The organism is Streptococcus sp. Marseille-Q5112 (genome assembly GCF_916700555.1).
Taxonomy (GTDB): Bacteria; Bacillota; Bacilli; order Lactobacillales; family Streptococcaceae; genus Streptococcus; species Streptococcus symci.
This window is the reverse complement of the sequence record NZ_CAKAKP010000001.1, coordinates 112,193-130,125: the sequence shown is the minus strand read 5'-3', so window position 1 is coordinate 130,125 and position 17,933 is coordinate 112,193. Positions and strand designations below refer to the sequence as shown.

Sequence of the window (17,933 nt, the reverse complement as noted above, 5' to 3'; positions counted from 1 at the left end):
CGTAAAAAAAGAAAAAGATCAGGAAATTTCCTAATCTACATCACTCTATAATTTTAGAGTTGCAAGCGGCTTTCAAGAGCTTGTGTCAACACTTCAGAATAGTTCACTTTCTCACGATCTGCAAGTCTGACTAGCCACTCTGGAACCGTAACATTTTTTCGAATCGCTTTATTATTCTTTACGAAAGGCAAGGGATTGACCTGAATCAAAGTCACAAATCCATCAGGAGCTTTCAACTCAGCAATGTCACTAGGAGTAGGCAAAGCCAGTCCTTCATCAATATAAGAAGCTAAAACACTCTCAAGCATTTCCCGAGCATTTTTCATTGCAAGTTCAATCGTTGCTCCTTCAGTCCCGCCTCCAAATTCAGGAAATTCAACCCAGTATCCAGTGCCTTCTCTATGAAAAATAGCAGGATAAGATTTTAGCATAATACACCTCCACAATTTCCAAATCAACTATAATCCCAAATCTTTTAATATTTTTCTCTCTAAACCTTTTCCTAGATCCTCATTACCGTGAACTGGAATAGTGACAAGATAGGGAACCCCTTCTTTCTTAAAATGATGATGACTTCCTCTCTTACGAACTTCAATCCATCCATTTGCAAGAGCTAATTTTACCATTTCCTTACCTGTGATTGGCATTTATCGTCACCTTTCTATTCAAAATTATACTTATAATGCGTATTTTTGTCAATTCTTCTATCTTATCTATTCGTAAAAAAAGAAAAAGATCAGGAAATTTCCTAACCTTCAATGTTTATTTAATTTTTTTAGCTAGCATGGTCGCAAAGCGTAGTTGAATACGATTGCCATTCTCATCGCGACGGTGAAGATGACCAGGATTTTCATTGTACTTGACCAACTCCCAATCCTTGTAGTATTCAGCCAATTCCCCTTCTTTAAATGTGAATGGGAAGTTCACAGAGCAAGGGTAATCTTCCGTATCCATAGCACAGACGATAAGGTTATAACCACCGACCGTGGTATGCTTCTGCATATTTTGAATAATAGCTGGAATACGGTCCGCTTGTAGAAACATGAGAACAACTGTTGAAACAATAAAATCATACTCTTGACCAATACTGGCTGAATTGATATCGTAAAGACCAACAGGCATGTCCAGATCTTCTTGTTCCACAATGCTTTGCAAGATTTCAAGGGCCAGTTCATTTTGATCCACAGCTGTCACATCAAAACCTTGCTGGGCTAGAAAGAGTGCATTACGGCCTTGACCACAGCCCAAATCCAAGGCTTTCACTGGTTTTACTGTCTGCATTGCCTCTAGAACCTCTGAATGAACAGGATTGGTATTGTATTTTTTAGGGAAATAATCCTCAGGTTTACAATAAAATTCTAAATACCATTCTACATCGTCTGTTACAGCCTCCACTCGGTGCCAGGCTTGTGGTTGTGCCATGGGATTGTCAGCTCCTGCTTCAAAGAGGTGTTCAGCTAGAACCTCACCATCCTCTGTCAATTCAATAAACTTGAGAGTCCCTTTTAAAACAGTAATCTTGCCCCAAGTTCCAACCTTGGTGTTGTGTTTCTGCTGAACAGCCTCTGGCATAGTTTCTTTAGTCCACAAAGGCATGCGTTTATAGGCAACTAGTTTTTCCATCTTCATTCCTCTTTTTATCGCTGATTAACAGCTTTCATAACACGCGCGATGTCGCGGTTTTGCTCACGTCGTTTGATAGACTCCCGTTTGTCGTAGTCATGCTTCCCTTTGGCAAGTCCTAAAAGAAGCTTGGCATAGCCATCTTTGATATAGACCTTAAGGGGAACCAGGGTCATTCCTGTTCCTTTGGTCTCTTGTTCCAACTTTTGGATTTGCTTTTTATGGAGCAGGAGTTTGCGACGACGTTCTGGTTCTTGGTTCCAGATATTGCCCTCTTCGTAAGGTGAGATATGAACATTACTCAACCAAACTTCTCCATTTTTTACTTGGGCAAAGCCATCCTTAAGATTGATTCGAGCAGCTCGTACACTCTTGATTTCAGTTCCAGTCAGGACCATCCCTACCTCTAGCGTATCTACGATTGTATAGTCATGGCGCGCCTTTTTATTTTGTGCGACGACCTTTCCCTCGCCCTTTGTCATGTTTGGCTCCTTTCTTAGCTACTTCCTTATAAAAAGGTTTCTTTCCTTTTTTCTTCTTGTTTTTTTGTGAATGCTTGCGCTTATCATTTGAGCGTCCTGATTTCCTCTTGTCTTCCTTCTTATCTGAACGGCGACTTGAACCACGCCCTCTGTCACTACGATTAGACTGTTTTAAACCTTTTTCAATCACATCAAACTCACTTGGGATGTAAGAGAAGTCAATTTCACCCGTCATCTTGTCGGCTCTTTCAACTCGGATACGGATTTGCTGACCTACACGGAATGTTGTTCCTGATTTTTCTCCACGAAGAGTCAAATCACGTTCGTTGAAATGATAAAATTCAGGTAGGTTAGTAATGTGAATCAAGCCTTCAACTGTATTCGGCAATTCAACAAAGAGACCAAACTTGACAATGCTGGATACAACTGCATCATACTCTTCACCCACGTATTCTTCCATATACTCAGCCTTTTTCATGGCTTCGACTTCACGCTCAGCCTCAATGGCACGACGTTCACGGTTGGAAGACTGGGTCGCAATCTCTGGAATCACTTGTTCAAAATGCTCGGCTATTTCTTTAGAACGGCCGTAATCACGAATCATACGGTGAACAAGAAGGTCTGGATAACGACGAATCGGACTGGTAAAGTGAGTGTAATAGTCAGCAGCTAGTCCATAGTGGCCGTGATTGTGCTCCGAATAGCGAGCCTGCTGCATAGAGCGAAGAAGCATCATGGACAATACATCTGCATAAGGTTCTCCCTCAACAGTACGCATGATGTCTTGGAGGACCTCCTGGCTAATCTCACTGGCAGTCCCATAAATGCGCAAGCCAAAACTCGAAGCATAATCAATAAACTTCTGAACTTTTTCAGCCTTTGGCTCCTCGTGAATTCGATAGATGAAAGGCAAATCCAGCTTGCTAAAATGCTCGGCAACTGTTTCGTTGGCTATCAACATGAAGGACTCAATCATGCGCTCGGCAACACCACGTTGACGAAGAACAATATCAACAGGCTTACCCTGTTTATCCACTAAAATCTTAGCTTCATTGGTATCGAAATTGAGGGCTCCACGTTTCACACGCATGTTTTCTAAAATTTCATGGAGCTTGGCCATAAGTTCGATACTTGGAACAATTTTCTTATATTCTTGTCTCTTCTCCTCGTCGCCAGCTAGGATATCATTGACATCGCTATAGGTCATACGAAAACTGGTCTTGATAACTGTTTGTGTGATGGTATAGTTGACTACACGACCATGTTTATCAATCTCCATAATGGCAGACTGGGTCAGGCGGTCAACTAGAGGATTGAGAGAACAGATGCCATTTGACAGTCGTTCTGGAAGCATTGGAACCACTCGGTCTGTTACATAGACTGAAGTCGCGCGGTTAAGGGCTTCCTTGTCAAGGGCAGAACCCTCGATTACATAGTAGGAAACATCTGCGATGTGAACTCCAAGCTCTAGATTCCCATTTTTCAAGACCTTGATATGCACCGCATCGTCCAAGTCCTTGGCGTCAGCACCGTCAATAGTAAAGGTAATCTCATCTCTCAAGTCCAGACGACCTTCCATATCCTGTTGAGACGGAACATCAGGCACACTTTCTGCTTCCTTGACGACAGCCTCTGGAAATTCTGAGACAATGTCCATAGACTCCAAAACTTCAAGAACATCAATTCCGACATCCGTTGAATGCCCCACCACATCGAGGACACTAGCGACAAAGAAATCATGTTTCTTGCTTGGATATTTATCGATAAAGACCTTAAGCACCTCTGTTCCCTCGAGTTTTAGGGCAGGTTTCTTAACATAGATGGGTTGGCTGATTTTCTGATTTTTCGAACGGATGTAGCCTGCATACTTGGGTTTTTCCTGATCTAGAACGATTTGGCCAACAACAGTTGTCAGACTGTGTTCTAAGATATCAATAATTTTGGCTTCTGCTGCCGTTCCCTTATTGCGGTCAGCTACTTTCTTAATCACGACCTCGACGGTATCACCATCAATAGCATAGTTGACATCGTTTTTTCCTACAAAAAGGTCGTCCTCCTCGCCTTCAAGGCTGACAAAACCAAAACCATTTTTATGGGCATGAAAAATCCCCTTGAGGGTAATCTCATGTTTTTTCTTGGCTTCCAAGGTCAGACTGCCATCTTCTTCAAAGCGTATCTGGTGCTTTCTTTCCATTAGGGACAAGGTTTTAATTAACTCACGAAAATCCTTGGAACCGTCTTTTCCCAAAGCCTGAGCCAAGTCATTGACAGTCACCTTTCCCTTATCTTGTAAATATTCTTTTATTCTATCTTTCATATTTTCTTTCTAGATTTTTTATTTTCTTTTACTGTAAAACCTTCTTAAACATCCTTTAAAAATAAAAAGAGGCAAAGACCTAGTCCTGCCCATTATTTTCTTATCTACTTGATAATACCGTCAATGCTAAGGCAATGGCTAGCCAGAAAAAGACTAAAATCCCTGTCAAACGCTGCATTACAGCTTCGAAACCGCGTGCTTTACTGCGTTCAAACAAATCACCTGAGCTGGCATCAAATACATTGCTGGATTGGTTTTTGGTTGGTTGCATGAAAATCGCAATCACAATCACAACAGATAATACTAATAAAATGGTTAATAATAGGTTATACATATCAAACTCCTTAAAATCCTTATTATTTTACCATAAAATCTACTTAGATTCAAGATGTAGGGTTACTTTTCTTTCCTTGGGACAATACTTTAAAACCTCAATCTTGTCTGGATGGGTTTTGGAGTTTTTACTGGTTAGGTAATTGATACTGCCACAAGAGGAGCATTTGAGATTAATTTTTACTCGCACTAGATTTCCTTTACTTTTAATAATGTTCGAAATTGAAGAAGGTTAAAGAGACAACTAAAGGCAACACAAAGGCTTGTCGCATAAAAGACTGCATGGTAGCCAAATTGACCTGCTACTGCAGAACCTGCCATGGGACCAACGACACCTCCCAGATAAAAGAATACCTGATTGAAGGCAAATACCCTCGAAATACCAGCTTTGGGCGTCATCTTGCTGAGAAGGGCATTAACTCCGGGAATCAAGGCACCGGTTCCCAATCCAAAGAGGAAACGATAAAGTCCTAGTTGAAGCGGGCTAGAGGCATTGGCACAGAGGAGATAGATGATGACTGAATAAAACTGGGCTACAATCAAGAGGCGATGGTTGCCAACCTTGTCACCTAGCTTTCCCATAACTCCTGCACTCATCATACTGGAAAAGCCCATACTGGATACAATCAAACCAGAGACAAAAAGAAGATTCTCTGTCTGCCCTAAGTCGCGCACATACAGAGCTAAGATAGGGCCGATTGATTGGGCTGAAAATTGGATGACAAAACTGGTCAGAAAGAGGTTGACCAAAAGATAGGGATATTTAACTGATGTAAATAATTCCTTTGTTGGGATGGACTTTTCCTTGGCTACTGGTTGAAAATCTTCCTTGATAAAGCAAATAGTCAAAACAGCGGCTAAAAATAGAAAACTACCAACCAGTAAGAAAACTGTACGAATGCCAAATAATTCTGCGATAAAGCCACCGATAAAAGGACCAGTTAACGTACCTGCTACTACTCCTGTAGACAAAGTCCCAAGAGCAGCACCTGATTTCTCCTTGGGAACCTGACTGGCTATCAAGGCTGTGGCGTTAGGAACAAAACCTGCAAATACACCATTTAGCAAACGAAGAAAGATTAACCAATAAATATTTGGGACAAAGGCTAAGCCTCCCATAGTAATGGTCATGGCCAGGCCAGCCCGAATCATCATGGGTTTTCGACCGTATTTATCAGCAAGGATACCCCAGATAGGAGAAAAGAGTGCTGCGGAAATAGCAGAGACAGAAATAGCTAAACCTGCATAAAAAGCAGCTTGATCACTCCCTACACCCAGATTTTCCACAAAGATGGGCATAAAAGGCACAACCAAAGAAATACTGGCTCCAGTCAGAAAATTACCAAACCAGGCAATGCGCAAATTATCCTTCCAGTTAATCTCTGTCATCTTGCCTACCTCCCTCAAGAAGGGTAAGTACTTGAGTTAGAAGCTGGTCCTGATTTCCATTGTTGTTTAAAACATGGCTGGCCAAATCTTTCTTTTTTTCTAAAGGCCACTGGGCTGCCAGACGCGACTCAGCTTCATCTTTGGACAAGTGGTCCCTTTTCATTAGACGTTCTACTTGGACATCTCGGTCTACATAGACCAACCAAGTCTCATCAAACCAAGAGACGTAGTCCTGCTCAAAAAGTAGGGGAATATCCATGAAGAAAATCTCTTCTGTCTGAGCCAATTGGTCTCTCAATGTAGCTAGTTCCTCACGGATAATCTCTCCTTGAGTTATCCTAGACCATTCCCGTTCCTCAGGATTTGAAAAGATAAGACTAGCTAGGAGAGGGCGATTGAGTTCTCCGTTTTTTAGAATTATTTCTTGACCAAAGTGCTGGACTAGAGCCTCAAACAGACGACCACCAGGTCTCTGTAGTTGGTGGACAACCGCGTCGGCATCCACCACTTGAAAGCCTTGCTTTCTTAGAAAATTTGTCACGGTTGACTTACCAGAGGCAATTCCTCCTGTGATTCCAATGATTTTTCCCATCAATCCCTCCTTTGACAGTTTGGACAAAAGTGGGTGCCTCGTCCGCCTAGTTGGATTTTCTCAATGATGGTGGCACAACGTGAACATTCTTGACCAGACTTGTCATAGACCTGATGAAAATCCTGCATAGTTCCATCTTCCCCAAAGGCATTGGTATAAGTCCGAATGGTTGAGCCACCTTTTTCAACAGCCTGTCCCAATACAGCAATGGTCTGGTCATGAATGACAGTCGCTTCTTCTGCTGTCAAAGTCTGAGAAGGTCTAACTGGATGAACCTGAGCTCGCCAGAGAACCTCATCCACATAGATATTGCCAAGTCCAGCTACCAAGGTCTGATCTAGGAGATGGGATTTGATAGGCTTTTTAGACTTGGCTAGGGCAGCTTGAAATACCTGCACATCAAAGTCTTGTTCGCTTGGTTCAGGACCTAGTTTTTTAGAAATAAAGCAGGCGTCTAAAAGGTCAGGAGCCAAGAGTTCCATAGTACCAAACTTGCGAACATCCTCATAAACAAGCGTGCCACCATCCTCAAACTGGAAGAAAACATGGGCATGCTTGCGTTCAGGAACCTGGTCTGGATAGTAAAAATACTTGCCTTCCATGCGCAAATGGGAAATCAAAACTTTATCTGTCAGGTAGAAAAGCAAATATTTACCACGACGTCCCATTGACTCAATAATCTGACCAGGCACTTCCTTTTGAAACTCGTCCAAATCTGTCTTAATCATCTTAGGATAACGAATTTCTATACTCGAAATCTTCTTTCCCAAAATCAATTTTTCCAAGCCACGTCGAACGGTTTCAACCTCAGGTAATTCAGGCATAAGTCCTCCTTCTGTAAAAACAAGAAGCAGGCATGAGCCCACCTCTACTTAGTATTCTTTTTCATTATAGCCAAAGTCAGCCAAATCTAGCTTTTTATCGCGCCAGTTTTTCTTGACCTTGACCCATGTTTCTAGGAAGACCTTGTCTCCTAACATGAGTTCAATATCACGACGAGCCATACTACCAATTTTCTTAAGCATAGCACCACCTTTACCGATGATAATCCCTTTTTGACTATCACGCTCGACCATAATTGTTGCACGGATGTGAACCTTGTCTGTCTCTTCGTCTCGTTTCATAGAATCAACTACTACTGCAACAGAATGCGGAATCTCTTCACGAGTTAGGTGCAAGACTTTCTCACGAACCATTTCTGAAACCAAGAATCGTTCTGGATGGTCTGTGATTTGATCAGACGGGAAATATTGGAAACCTTCGTCCAGATTTTCACTCAAAATATCCACTAAACGTGAGATATTATTTCCCTGAAGGGCTGAGATAGGAACAATTTCCTTGAAGTCCATCTGATTACGGAAATCATCAATCTGAGACAAAAGCTGATCTGGGTGAACCTTATCGATCTTGTTCACCACCAAAATCACTGGTACATTAGCAGCCTTGAGACGCTCGATAATCATGTCGTCTCCCTTACCACGCGCTTCATCAGCAGGCACCATAAAAAGAACAGTATCCACTTCACGAAGGGTGCTGTAGGCGGATTCGACCATGAAATCTCCAAGAGCCGTTTTAGGCTTATGAATCCCTGGTGTGTCGATAAAGACGATTTGTTCCTTATCAGTCGTGTAAATTCCCATGATTTTGTTGCGCGTTGTCTGCGCCTTGTCACTCATGATAGCAATCTTTTGCCCCATGACATGATTTAAAAAAGTTGACTTCCCAACATTGGGACGTCCTAAAATGGCTACAAAGCCTGATTTAAAAGTCATAATTTCCTCTTGCTATTTAAAATAATAAATCCCAGATTCGTGGGAGAAAAATCAATGCGCCTGTTAAGGCTGCGAAAAGAGAGACCACTAATACCGCGCCAGCCGCCATATCCTTGGCATTTTTAGCCAGCATGGAAAAGTGATAGTGACTGGCCAAATCCACCACATTTTCAATAGCAGAGTTGATAATCTCAAACGCTACTACCAAGAAAATGCTCAATAGGAGAAAGAGCCATTCGATTCGTGACACCTGAAAAACAAAACCTGCTAGGATGACCACGAGAGCCATCACTGCATGTTTTCGCATATTGCGTTCTTCCTTGATAGCAGTAAAAATACCTGTGAGAGCAAATTCTAAACTGGATATCAGGTCACGATTTTTCCATTTTCGTTTATTGTCTTGTGAGTCCATAGGCTGTCAAAATTTCTTCTTGTAAACCGAACATCTCCGCTTCTTCTTCCGGAGTGTAGTGATCATAGCCGTTAATATGTAAAAAGCCGTGCACTGCCAAGAAGCCCATCTCACGCTCAAAACTGTGACCGTATTCCTCAGCCTGCTCATGAGCCTTATCGATAGAGATGAACAGTTCCCCAATATAGGCATCAAACTCAGACATCATCTCTGCCAATTCTGGATTTTCAAGCAAATCCTCTTCGTCAAAGGCAATTTCCAATTCTGGTTTATACTCAAGGCTGATGACATCTGTCGGACGGTCGGTGTCACGGTACTCCAGATTGAGTTCATGACTACGCTCATTGGTCACAAAGGTGACTGCCATTTCCTTGTCTTCTTTGCCTAATTTTTGGGCTGCAAATTCCAAAATTTCTTGGGTTTGTTGCAACATTTCTTTTGAAACTTGACCAGTTTCATCTACCATTTCAATATACATGTGCTTCTCGTTTCTCTTTACTTGGCTTTATTATACCACATTTCCATGATTTTATTCTACCTTTTTGATATAATACTATGGAATACAATCACAAGGAGAGAACGATGTCATTTGACGGATTTTTTTTACACCACATGGTTGAGGAATTGCGAAGAGAGTTAGTGAATGGTCGCATTCAGAAAATCAATCAGCCTTTTGAACAAGAGTTGGTCTTGCAAATCCGTAGCAATCGCCAAAGTCATCGCCTACTCCTCTCTGCCCATCCAGTTTTTGGACGCATTCAGCTGACCCAAGCGACTTTTGAAAATCCAGCCCAACCTTCCACCTTTATCATGGTTTTGAGAAAATATTTGCAGGGTGCCCTGATTGAATCGATTGAGCAAGTGGAAAATGACCGAATTGTGGAGATTACAGTTTCCAATAAAAACGAGATTGGAGACCATATTCAGGCTACCTTGATTATCGAAATCATGGGGAAACACAGTAATATTCTACTGGTTGATAAAAGCAGTCATAAAATCCTCGAAGTTATCAAACACGTTGGCTTTTCACAAAATAGCTACCGTACCTTGCTTCCTGGATCGACCTACATCGCTCCGCCAAGTACGGAATCACTCAATCCTTTTACGGTCAAAGACGAGAAACTCTTTGAAATCCTGCAAACACAGGAAACGACAGCTAAAAATCTTCAAAGCCTCTTTCAAGGTCTGGGACGTGATACGGCAAACGAACTGGAAAGTCTATTGGTTAGTGATAAACTGTCTACTTTCCGTAACTTTTTCAGTCAAGAAACCAATCCTTTCCTAACAGAGAATTCTTTCAGCCCAGTTCCTTTTGCAAATCGTGTAGGAGAGCCTTTTACCAGTCTTTCTGATTTGTTGGACACCTACTATAAGGATAAGGCTGAACGCGACCGCGTCAAACAGCAAGCCAGTGAACTCATTCGCCGTGTTGAAAATGAACTTCAGAAAAACCGCCACAAACTCAAAAAACAGGAAAAAGAATTACTGGCGACAGACAATGCTGAAGAATTTCGCCAAAAAGGGGAATTGCTAACAACCTTCCTCCATCAAGTGCCTAACGACCAAGACCAGGTTATCCTAGACAACTACTACACCAACCAACCTATCACGATTGCGCTTGATAAGGCTCTGACTCCCAACCAGAATGCCCAACGCTACTTTAAACGTTACCAGAAACTCAAAGAAGCTGTCAAATACTTGACTGATCTGATTGAGGAAACCAAGGCGACTAATCTCTACCTGGAAAGTGTGGAAACTGTTCTCAACCAAGCTGGGCTGGAAGAAATCGCTGAAATCCGTGAAGAATTGATTCAAACTGGCTTTATCCGCAGAAGACAGCGAGAGAAAATTCAGAAACGAAAAAAACCAGAACAGTATCTAGCAAGCGATGGCAAAACCATCATCTATGTCGGACGCAATAACCTGCAAAATGAGGAGCTAACCTTTAAAATGGCCCGCAAGGAGGAACTTTGGTTCCATGCCAAGGATATTCCTGGAAGCCATGTTGTCATCTCAGGCAACCTTGACCCATCTGATGAAGTCAAGACAGACGCAGCAGAGCTGGCCGCCTACTTCTCCAAGGGACGTCTGTCAAATCTGGTGCAGGTTGACATGATAGAAGTCAAAAAACTCAATAAACCAACTGGTGGAAAACCTGGCTTTGTCACTTACACAGGACAAAAGACCCTCCGTGTCACACCAGACCCAGAAAAAATTGCATCCATGAAAAAATCCTGATTTTTTGCTTAAAATCAGGATTTTCTTTTACATTTTACTCTGCAATTAAGGTTTCCAAGCCAACCTTCATCATATCAGTGAAGGTATTTTGGCGTTCTTCTGCAGTCGTGTCTTCATCTGGATTGACCAAACTATCAGAGATAGTCATGATAGCAAGGGCGTCAACATGATGTTGGGCTGCCAAATAGTAGAGAGCTGCTGCTTCCATTTCCACAGCCTTGACTCCCCATTTACCAAGCTCGATGTTTTTTTCAAAGTAGTTTGAATAAAAGACATCAGATGACAAAACGTTCCCAACGTGGGTGGTCATACCGAGTTCTTTGGCGATATGGTAGGCCTTGTCCAGCAAATCAAAGCTAGCGATTTGTGGGAAATCGTACTGTGGCCAGTCATTGCGGATGATGTTAGAGTTGGTTGCAGCTGCTTGCGCCAGAACCAATTCACGAACGTGAACATCTTCATTCAAAGAACCTGCAGTTCCCACACGAATCAATTTCTTCACACCGTAGTCCACAATCAACTCACGCGCATAAATCGAAATCGATGGCATCCCCATCCCAGTTCCCATGACTGATACACGGTGGCCCTTGTAAGTACCAGTGTAACCAAACATGTTACGCACTTCGTTAAAACAAACAGCATCTTCAAGGAAATTTTCCGCAATAAACTTCGCACGAAGAGGATCCCCAGGAAGAAGAATTTTATCAGCAATTTCACCCTGCTGAGCAGCAATATGGATAGACATAATATAAGATACCAAACCCGTCAAAAAGCAAAGGGAAAATAGGAGTTGGGTGCAGTGAGCGATGCTCTCTAGACCAACTATCTTTTTCCCACTGCTTTTAGGGTGGGTTCAATTCCTTTCTTTCTTAATTTTGATGATATTGAGAAGCTTAGAACGGCTTTTATTCAAATCCGAACTCCCTTCTCTTCTGAGTTTTTAGAAAAGTTTTCCTCTCGTGTTCAAATTAGAACACCTCACTCTACCTTTCTTTTTTTATTTTTATAGCTAGTAAAAATCGGATTCAATCATGACTCCGATAAGCCTACTAAATTTTTATTTAAAACAGTTATAAATAAATTGAGAGTTTTTTTAATCTTTTAAATCAAATCATTGACTAGAAGAAATGGGTATTTCCTACCTAATTACTTTATTCTTTGACTTCTGACACAGTATGCTAGGCCAAGGAAAGCGGTCTAACATTTTTGCAAATTCATAGGCTAAAACAGCTGTTACTAAGAGATACGGAAGAGAATCTAAACCGACCCCAGTGAAGCCTATTACTAATCCAGTTGCAGAAATGGGCGCCCTCAAGGTCACAGATAAAAAGCAAACAGATCCCAAAAGTAAAACGGTTGGCTGACTGTCCAAACCTAGAATCATGCCCAAGAGAGCAGCACCAGCCATCCCCAAGGCAAAAGATGGCGTAAGGTTACCACCATAGGCCCCTGCCCACAGAATAATAAGAACGACCACTGCTTTTAGGAAAAACATGAGAATCACTGTTTGACCACTGCTACCATTTAAAATTTCCTGAGCCATCATGCGTCCATTTCCTAGTAGATGTGGAAAATAACTTGCCAACCCAGCAAGAAAAAGAAAAGCTGTAGGCAATGTGAGAAGTATTCGTTTATCTTTTATTCTGTTTGAAGACACTTCTTTGCTCAAACGACCAAAAAGCCAAGCTAGTGGGGTTAAGAAAAGAAGTAATAAGGGAATAATCCATATTTCCTTTAATGACCAAATGATGGCTGGAATCTGGTAGAGAGCCTGATCTGAAATAACCCAGCCTGCTATATAGGTTGAGACATAGGTAGTCAAACCGACTAAGACAAATCGTTTAATAGATAGAGCGATTCCTAGGGTTTCAAAAACAAAGAAGACACTTGTTAACGGAACCTGATAAACAGCCGCTAAACCAGCACCAGCACCACAAGCAAGGAGAAAGATTTGATCCTTCTTAGAGAGAGAACATATTTTTCCAATTGGTCCTGCAAATAGAGTTCCAATCTCTCGTGGCGCAGCTTCTTTACCAATAGGTGCTCCCCCTCCAACTGCAATGATCTGCCAAATTGAATGAAATAGCTGTCTTAAAAAATGAAGTTTGTATTGTGAAGTCTCATCCTTCATCTGATCTTTGATGGAAAAAATCTTCGACCCTTTTTGCAAGAAATACCAGACCAAGGATGAGCCAAGACCCACGATTATTAAACTTAGTCCTATCCGTGAGGAGGAAACTCCATCTGTCAAAAATCCACTATGATGCTCTGACTGACCAAAAGCTTGCTCCTCCACCATCTCCAAAAGATAATGGAGAAATATACCAGATAAACTTGAAACTATTCCTTGCAGAATTACTGCTATGAATAATCTAAAATTATAAGGGATTTTTCGAAAAATACTCCTCAATTCTATTAACATGATTACAATTCAGCAAGAATCGCTTTAAGCAAGCCTTTGAAGTCGCCTTTAACACGTTCTGTCACTTCTACAACTTCTTCGTGGTTGAGTTCTTCTTGGAAGCCTGCAGCATGGTTAGTAATACATGAAATACCGAGAACTTTCAAGCCAGAGTGGGCTGCAACAATAACTTCAGGAACTGTAGACATACCAACTGCATCTGCTCCCAATGTCTTATAAGCACGAATCTCTGCTGGAGTTTCATAAGTCGGACCAGTAACACCGATATAAACACCTTCGTCAAGCTTAATACCAAGTTTTTTAGCCACTTCTTGGGCAGTAGCACGGTATTCTGGTGTGTAGGCCTTAGACATATCTGGGAAACGAGGACCAAAATCATCCAAGTTTTCACCCATCAATGGATTTTGACCTGTCATGTTGATATGGTCTGAGATAGCCATCAAAGTACCAGGCCCATATCCAATACCGCCAGCTGCATTGGTTACAATGACACCTTCGCATCCGAGAACTTTCATCACACGTACTGGGAAAGTCACGACTTCAAGAGGATTTCCTTCATAGAAATGGAAACGACCTTGAAGAGCTAAGACCTTCCGACCTGCAAGGTCACCATATACCAATTTACCAGCGTGACCGACTACTGTAGAGCGGCCCCAGTTTGGAATCTCAGCATAGTCTACTACAACTGGATTTCCGATTTCTTCTGCCAGTTCTCCCAGTCCTGATCCAAGGATTAGACCGAACTCAGGCGTTTGGATTCCCTTGTCCTTCAGGAAAGCCGCTGTTTCATTGATTTTATCTAAAAATGTCATTGTGTGTCTCCTTTATTTTTTTTTAGAATTTGACCGATTTTGTCAAAAGTTTTAGCATTGCGAATGGTGATGTTGCGATAAAAAGGCATCTTGAGCAAGTACTTATGATAGGCAGTTGCATAGTAAGATTCTTCAGAGAATTTCCCCCAGAAAATCCCAAGTCTTCCAAAATGAAGCACTTCATTTTTCAGCTCTAAACTTTTAACCGTCGCGATGACTTGATCCACATCCAAGTCCTCAGTATAAAAGAGGACATCTTTTCGTGCCAAGTCTTTTGTCCACCATTTAGGTAGATTTTCAAGTTCCGCTTCATAGTCTTCATGACTCAGCAACGAAAAGCTCTGAATAAATGGATAATGGATTTCAAAGAAAGACTCTAACTTTTCAACCAATTGGGCTTTGGGATCTGTCGAAGTAAAGAAAATGTTGCCACTGTTGATGTAGGTTTCAACCTTTCCCAGTCCCAACTCTGTCAATTCTTGACGAAGTTGCGCCATGACAACCTTATTCTTCCCACCGACATTAATGCCCCTAACCAGTAAAGCATAGCGCGTCATCTTATACCAATTTATCTAAGAAACTTTCCCCAATCATGGCAGTTTCCACACCAAAGTTATCGGCAATAGTCGCTGAGATATCTGCAAAATGTCCTACTGGAATGACACCATTTCCTTTAAAGGCAGGGCTGTAGGCCAACAATGGAATATATTCACGAGTGTGGTCTGTTCCTGCGTAAGTTGGATCGTTCCCGTGATCCGCAGTAATCAAGAGAAGGTCATTCTCTCTCATGGCTGCGATAATTTCAGGCAAGCGTTCATCAAACTCATGCAAGCAATCACGGTAACCATGAGCATTGCGACGGTGGCCGTAAAGGGCATCAAAGTCAACCAAGTTTGTGAATGAGAATCCTTTTTCAAACTCAGCAAGTCCCATAGTCTTCAAAAGTGTATCAATTCCGTGGCTGTTTGACTTGTTGTGACCCATATCATGGTTGATACCCGCACCGTTAAAGATATCATTGATTTTACCAACAGCGTAAGTGTCGATACCAGCTTCGTTTAATTTATCCAAAACAGTCGGTTCGAATGGGGATACAGCCAAATCACGACGGTTAGCTGTACGAGTGAAGTTACCTGGTTCACCTACATAAGGACGAGCAATGATACGTCCTAGGAGGGCTGGACGCTCAAGTGTGATCGAACGAGCGTATTCACAGATACGGTACAATTCGTCCAGAGGAATAATGTCTTCGTGGGCAGCAATTTGCAAAACAGGGTCAGCTGAAGTATAGATAATCAACTCCCCAGTTTCCATTTGACGTGGTCCAAAATCGTCGATAACAGCTGTTCCTGAGTACGGTTTATTGGCTTCACGAATGACCTTGCGTCCTGAGAATTCTTCAATTTTCGTCAAGATTTCTTCTGGGAATCCATTCCAGAAAGTATCGAAAGGTTCTGTAATGTTAAGGCCCATGATTTCCCAGTGTCCAGTCATGGTATCCTTACCAAGAGATACTTCTTCCAATTTTGTTGCATATCCTGTTGGATTGCTTTCAGCTGGAACAGTCTTAAGAGGAGTTTCTCGAGGAATATTTCCAAGACCAATTTTAGCCATGTTTGGGACATTCAAACCAACTGCTTTTGAAATGTGTCCCAGTGTGTCAGAAGCTCCGTCTGGAACTCCTGCATTGACAAAGTTGTTAGCATCTGGTGCAGCACCGATTCCTACAGAATCTAGTACCACCAAGTGAATACGATTAAATTTTGACATAATGTGTCTCCTTATTATTTTGCTTTGCTTGAAGTTAAAATCTGAACCCCATTTCGTCCAGCTACGATCACCTTATCCACCATTTGGTTGAATAATCCGTGCTCTACAACACCAACGATATGGTCCAATTCTTGTCCGAAAGCAATTGGATCTTCAATGACATCCAAGGCAAGATCAATGATAAAATTCTGCATATCGGTCACAAAACGTTGGCCGTCTTTTTCACGGAAACTTGGTTTGTAGCCAGCTCGTTCAAAACGACGAAAGACCTGTTCTGCGCCGTACTGAACCACTTCTACTGGCAATTTAAAAGCACCTAGTTTCTCAACTAGCTTGCTTTCATCCACCACCCAAAAGTATTCTTTTGAAGGCGTTGCGACAACCTTCTCCATCAGAAGGGCACCACCACCACCTTTGATTCCATTAAACTGACTATCCACTTCATCCGCCCCGTCGACTGTCACATCGACGAAGTCTACTTGGTCAATAGACTTGAGTGGGATATTAAGCCCTTCAGCCTGTTTACTAGTCACACTAGAAGTCGTTACAGCTGTAATCTTCAAGCCTTCTTCCTTAATACGACGACCGATTTCTTCGACAAAATAATAGGCAGTAGAACCCGTTCCCAGTCCGACAACCATCCCATCCTTGACAAACTCAGCAGCCTTGATACCTGCCATTTTCTTCAGATTTTCCACTCAAACACCTCCATTAAAGAGCTACTTTTATTATAACATCTATTCGTTTTTATTTCATGGATACACTGGAAAAACCCGAACATTTTTATTTCGGGTTTTGATGTCCTATTTAACCATATCAGGATCGTAGTCATAGAATCCTGTATCAAGGAAACGGTTTTTAGGGTGAAGTTTACGAACTTCTTCATCCAGCAAGAAAGCTTGGTCATGGCTAAAGTTGCCCTCTTGAATCAAGCTACGCGCTTGGATAAAGAGTTTTGTAATTTCAACAAAGTTCTGACCAGGAGTGTAGAGCCCTTCTAGTTTCCAATGGGTAAAACCATGCTCCACCAATTCTGTCAATTTGGTCATCAAATCAAGGTCGTTATTGGCAAAGATATGGGTACCATGATTGTCTTCAAAAATGGAATAGTGGCTCTCTGGGTCACTTGGCTCAGCCAAGAAGAGGTCACGCTTGCGAGTCTTTTCGTCATCGATATGTGTAAAGTTATAGTAGTTTTGCAAGAGTGGACGTTTAGAATGATGGATGACACTAGCACCGTAAACCAAAACTTCAGCAGGAATTTCCAAAATCTCTGGCATTTTAAAGAGTTCAGCAGATGGAATTTCACGCGCCAAAACAGCCTCAGATGCGCCAGCCTTTTGTCCCCAGAAGTTGATCTGGCGACTGCTAGTTACCATAGTCGAAGCATCGTAGATGGTCTTAAAGGAATAACCATCACGGTTGACCACGTAAAAGACACCTGCATCACCAATCGTAATGTAGTCTGTCTTGATTTCTTCCAAGAAATCGAGGAAGGGCTTAATACGATCCATCATATCTTGGTGCATGAGGGCATTGACTGCAACAATCAATTCCTTACCAGCTTCATGAACCAACTTAGCGATTTCACGCAATTGATCATAACTAAAGGTTGTTGGCAGACGAAGACCAAAATCTTTCTCACCAACATAGATACGGTCTACGCCAGCTTCGAGCAGTTGTTTAACTTGTTCAATACTTTCAGCAGTTGCTGTAATGATAATCTTTTCCATAAGAAAAATTATACCATATTTCTGGAAAATCAGCTATT

General features: G+C 41.9%; 21 protein-coding genes. 1 reads left to right on the top strand and 20 read right to left on the bottom strand.

The window, feature by feature from the left end; genetic code table 11:
• Window positions 1-53 precede the first annotated feature (53 nt).
• From LG372_RS00740 to ybeY, 13 genes are all read right to left on the bottom strand, one after another.
• Window positions 54-431: a type II toxin-antitoxin system HicB family antitoxin gene (locus LG372_RS00740; protein ID WP_033688727.1), complete on the bottom strand. Its 378-nt coding sequence runs from the start codon at window positions 429-431 to the stop codon at window positions 54-56.
• Window positions 432-458: 27 nt separating this feature from the next.
• Window positions 459-647 (bottom strand): type II toxin-antitoxin system HicA family toxin, encoded by a 189-nt coding sequence (locus tag LG372_RS00735; protein ID WP_049491803.1) that lies wholly within the window; start codon window positions 645-647, stop codon window positions 459-461.
• Between the two features lie 115 nt (window positions 648-762).
• Window positions 763-1,623: an SAM-dependent methyltransferase TehB gene (tehB, locus tag LG372_RS00730; RefSeq protein ID WP_225741869.1), complete on the bottom strand. Its 861-nt coding sequence runs from the start codon at window positions 1,621-1,623 to the stop codon at window positions 763-765.
• Window positions 1,624-1,637: 14 nt separating this feature from the next.
• Entirely contained in the window at window positions 1,638-2,105 is a 468-nt protein-coding gene (gene smpB / locus LG372_RS00725; protein ID WP_225741868.1) for an SsrA-binding protein SmpB, read from the bottom strand.
• Complete coding sequence (gene rnr / locus LG372_RS00720; RefSeq protein WP_225741867.1) at window positions 2,068-4,422, bottom strand: ribonuclease R; 2,355 nt, start codon at window positions 4,420-4,422, stop codon at window positions 2,068-2,070. The genes smpB and rnr overlap by 38 nt, the downstream gene beginning before the upstream one ends.
• 100 nt (window positions 4,423-4,522) lie before the next feature.
• Window positions 4,523-4,756, bottom strand: coding sequence for a preprotein translocase subunit SecG (gene secG, locus LG372_RS00715; protein ID WP_000282517.1), 234 nt, complete (start codon window positions 4,754-4,756; stop codon window positions 4,523-4,525).
• A gap of 39 nt (window positions 4,757-4,795) precedes the next feature.
• Window positions 4,796-4,945 (bottom strand): 50S ribosomal protein L33, encoded by a 150-nt coding sequence (gene rpmG, locus LG372_RS00710; RefSeq protein ID WP_001809104.1) that lies wholly within the window; start codon window positions 4,943-4,945, stop codon window positions 4,796-4,798.
• Window positions 4,945-6,144, bottom strand: a complete 1,200-nt coding sequence (locus LG372_RS00705; RefSeq protein ID WP_225741866.1) for a multidrug efflux MFS transporter — start codon at window positions 6,142-6,144, stop codon at window positions 4,945-4,947. The genes rpmG and LG372_RS00705 overlap by 1 nt, the downstream gene beginning before the upstream one ends.
• Window positions 6,131-6,736 (bottom strand): dephospho-CoA kinase, encoded by a 606-nt coding sequence (gene coaE / locus LG372_RS00700; protein WP_225741865.1) that lies wholly within the window; start codon window positions 6,734-6,736, stop codon window positions 6,131-6,133. Before coaE ends, LG372_RS00705 begins: the two co-directional genes overlap by 14 nt.
• Entirely contained in the window at window positions 6,736-7,560 is an 825-nt protein-coding gene (mutM, locus tag LG372_RS00695) for a DNA-formamidopyrimidine glycosylase (RefSeq protein WP_225741864.1), read from the bottom strand. The genes coaE and mutM overlap by 1 nt, the downstream gene beginning before the upstream one ends.
• Window positions 7,561-7,608: 48 nt before the next feature.
• Window positions 7,609-8,508 carry a GTPase Era gene (era, locus tag LG372_RS00690; protein WP_049510565.1) on the bottom strand — a complete coding sequence of 300 codons (900 nt, stop codon included), beginning with the start codon at window positions 8,506-8,508 and terminating at the stop codon, window positions 7,609-7,611.
• Between the two features lie 16 nt (window positions 8,509-8,524).
• Entirely contained in the window at window positions 8,525-8,920 is a 396-nt protein-coding gene (locus LG372_RS00685) for a diacylglycerol kinase family protein (protein ID WP_225741863.1), read from the bottom strand.
• The gene (gene ybeY / locus LG372_RS00680) at window positions 8,901-9,398 is read right to left on the bottom strand and encodes an rRNA maturation RNase YbeY (RefSeq protein WP_000275156.1); all 498 of its coding nucleotides are present in this window, start codon (window positions 9,396-9,398) and stop codon (window positions 8,901-8,903) included. Before ybeY ends, LG372_RS00685 begins: the two co-directional genes overlap by 20 nt.
• A gap of 104 nt (window positions 9,399-9,502) precedes the next feature.
• On the opposite strand from ybeY, the gene pavA reads away from it, so the two are divergent.
• Window positions 9,503-11,158, top strand: a complete 1,656-nt coding sequence (gene pavA / locus LG372_RS00675; RefSeq protein WP_225741862.1) for an Rqc2 family fibronectin-binding protein PavA — start codon at window positions 9,503-9,505, stop codon at window positions 11,156-11,158.
• A 34-nt stretch (window positions 11,159-11,192) separates the two neighbouring features.
• On the opposite strand, the gene deoD is transcribed toward pavA, so the two are convergent.
• From deoD to LG372_RS00640, 7 genes are all read right to left on the bottom strand, one after another.
• Window positions 11,193-11,903: a purine-nucleoside phosphorylase gene (deoD, locus tag LG372_RS00670; protein ID WP_000022091.1), complete on the bottom strand. Its 711-nt coding sequence runs from the start codon at window positions 11,901-11,903 to the stop codon at window positions 11,193-11,195.
• A gap of 393 nt (window positions 11,904-12,296) precedes the next feature.
• Window positions 12,297-13,580, bottom strand: a complete 1,284-nt coding sequence (locus LG372_RS00665; protein WP_225741861.1) for a chloride channel protein — start codon at window positions 13,578-13,580, stop codon at window positions 12,297-12,299.
• A 2-nt stretch (window positions 13,581-13,582) separates the two neighbouring features.
• The gene (locus LG372_RS00660; protein WP_225741860.1) at window positions 13,583-14,392 is read right to left on the bottom strand and encodes a purine-nucleoside phosphorylase; all 810 of its coding nucleotides are present in this window, start codon (window positions 14,390-14,392) and stop codon (window positions 13,583-13,585) included.
• A complete protein-coding gene (locus LG372_RS00655; RefSeq protein WP_225741859.1) occupies window positions 14,389-14,949 on the bottom strand; it encodes a DUF1697 domain-containing protein in 561 nt (186 codons plus the stop codon). Before LG372_RS00655 ends, LG372_RS00660 begins: the two co-directional genes overlap by 4 nt.
• Window position 14,950: 1 nt before the next feature.
• Window positions 14,951-16,162: a phosphopentomutase gene (locus LG372_RS00650; protein ID WP_049488708.1), complete on the bottom strand. Its 1,212-nt coding sequence runs from the start codon at window positions 16,160-16,162 to the stop codon at window positions 14,951-14,953.
• Between the two features lie 14 nt (window positions 16,163-16,176).
• Window positions 16,177-16,860, bottom strand: coding sequence for a ribose-5-phosphate isomerase RpiA (gene rpiA, locus LG372_RS00645; RefSeq protein WP_125385936.1), 684 nt, complete (start codon window positions 16,858-16,860; stop codon window positions 16,177-16,179).
• Window positions 16,861-16,965: 105 nt separating this feature from the next.
• The gene (locus LG372_RS00640) at window positions 16,966-17,895 is read right to left on the bottom strand and encodes a peptidase U32 family protein (protein WP_225741858.1); all 930 of its coding nucleotides are present in this window, start codon (window positions 17,893-17,895) and stop codon (window positions 16,966-16,968) included.
• Window positions 17,896-17,933: the final 38 nt, after the last annotated feature.

Excerpts from the sequence above, each read along its gene's own strand:
- LG372_RS00650 (WP_049488708.1), bottom strand. The coding sequence starts at position 16,162 with ATGTCAAAATTTAATCGTATTCACTTGGTGGTACTAGATTCTGTAGGA.
- smpB (WP_225741868.1), bottom strand. The coding sequence starts at position 2,105 with ATGACAAAGGGCGAGGGAAAGGTCGTCGCACAAAATAAAAAGGCGCGC.
- era (WP_049510565.1), bottom strand. The coding sequence starts at position 8,508 with ATGACTTTTAAATCAGGCTTTGTAGCCATTTTAGGACGTCCCAATGTT.
- ybeY (WP_000275156.1), bottom strand. The coding sequence starts at position 9,398 with ATGTATATTGAAATGGTAGATGAAACTGGTCAAGTTTCAAAAGAAATG.
- pavA (WP_225741862.1), top strand. The coding sequence starts at position 9,503 with ATGTCATTTGACGGATTTTTTTTACACCACATGGTTGAGGAATTGCGA.
- LG372_RS00685 (WP_225741863.1), bottom strand. The coding sequence starts at position 8,920 with ATGGACTCACAAGACAATAAACGAAAATGGAAAAATCGTGACCTGATA.
- LG372_RS00735 (WP_049491803.1), bottom strand. The coding sequence starts at position 647 with ATGCCAATCACAGGTAAGGAAATGGTAAAATTAGCTCTTGCAAATGGA.
- mutM (WP_225741864.1), bottom strand. The coding sequence starts at position 7,560 with ATGCCTGAATTACCTGAGGTTGAAACCGTTCGACGTGGCTTGGAAAAA.
- LG372_RS00665 (WP_225741861.1), bottom strand. The coding sequence starts at position 13,580 with ATGTTAATAGAATTGAGGAGTATTTTTCGAAAAATCCCTTATAATTTT.
- LG372_RS00660 (WP_225741860.1), bottom strand. The coding sequence starts at position 14,392 with ATGACATTTTTAGATAAAATCAATGAAACAGCGGCTTTCCTGAAGGAC.
- LG372_RS00655 (WP_225741859.1), bottom strand. The coding sequence starts at position 14,949 with ATGACGCGCTATGCTTTACTGGTTAGGGGCATTAATGTCGGTGGGAAG.
- LG372_RS00705 (WP_225741866.1), bottom strand. The coding sequence starts at position 6,144 with ATGACAGAGATTAACTGGAAGGATAATTTGCGCATTGCCTGGTTTGGT.
- rnr (WP_225741867.1), bottom strand. The coding sequence starts at position 4,422 with ATGAAAGATAGAATAAAAGAATATTTACAAGATAAGGGAAAGGTGACT.
- LG372_RS00640 (WP_225741858.1), bottom strand. The coding sequence starts at position 17,895 with ATGGAAAAGATTATCATTACAGCAACTGCTGAAAGTATTGAACAAGTT.
- LG372_RS00740 (WP_033688727.1), bottom strand. The coding sequence starts at position 431 with ATGCTAAAATCTTATCCTGCTATTTTTCATAGAGAAGGCACTGGATAC.
- tehB (WP_225741869.1), bottom strand. The coding sequence starts at position 1,623 with ATGGAAAAACTAGTTGCCTATAAACGCATGCCTTTGTGGACTAAAGAA.
- deoD (WP_000022091.1), bottom strand. The coding sequence starts at position 11,903 with ATGTCTATCCATATTGCTGCTCAGCAGGGTGAAATTGCTGATAAAATT.
- coaE (WP_225741865.1), bottom strand. The coding sequence starts at position 6,736 with ATGGGAAAAATCATTGGAATCACAGGAGGAATTGCCTCTGGTAAGTCA.
- secG (WP_000282517.1), bottom strand. The coding sequence starts at position 4,756 with ATGTATAACCTATTATTAACCATTTTATTAGTATTATCTGTTGTGATT.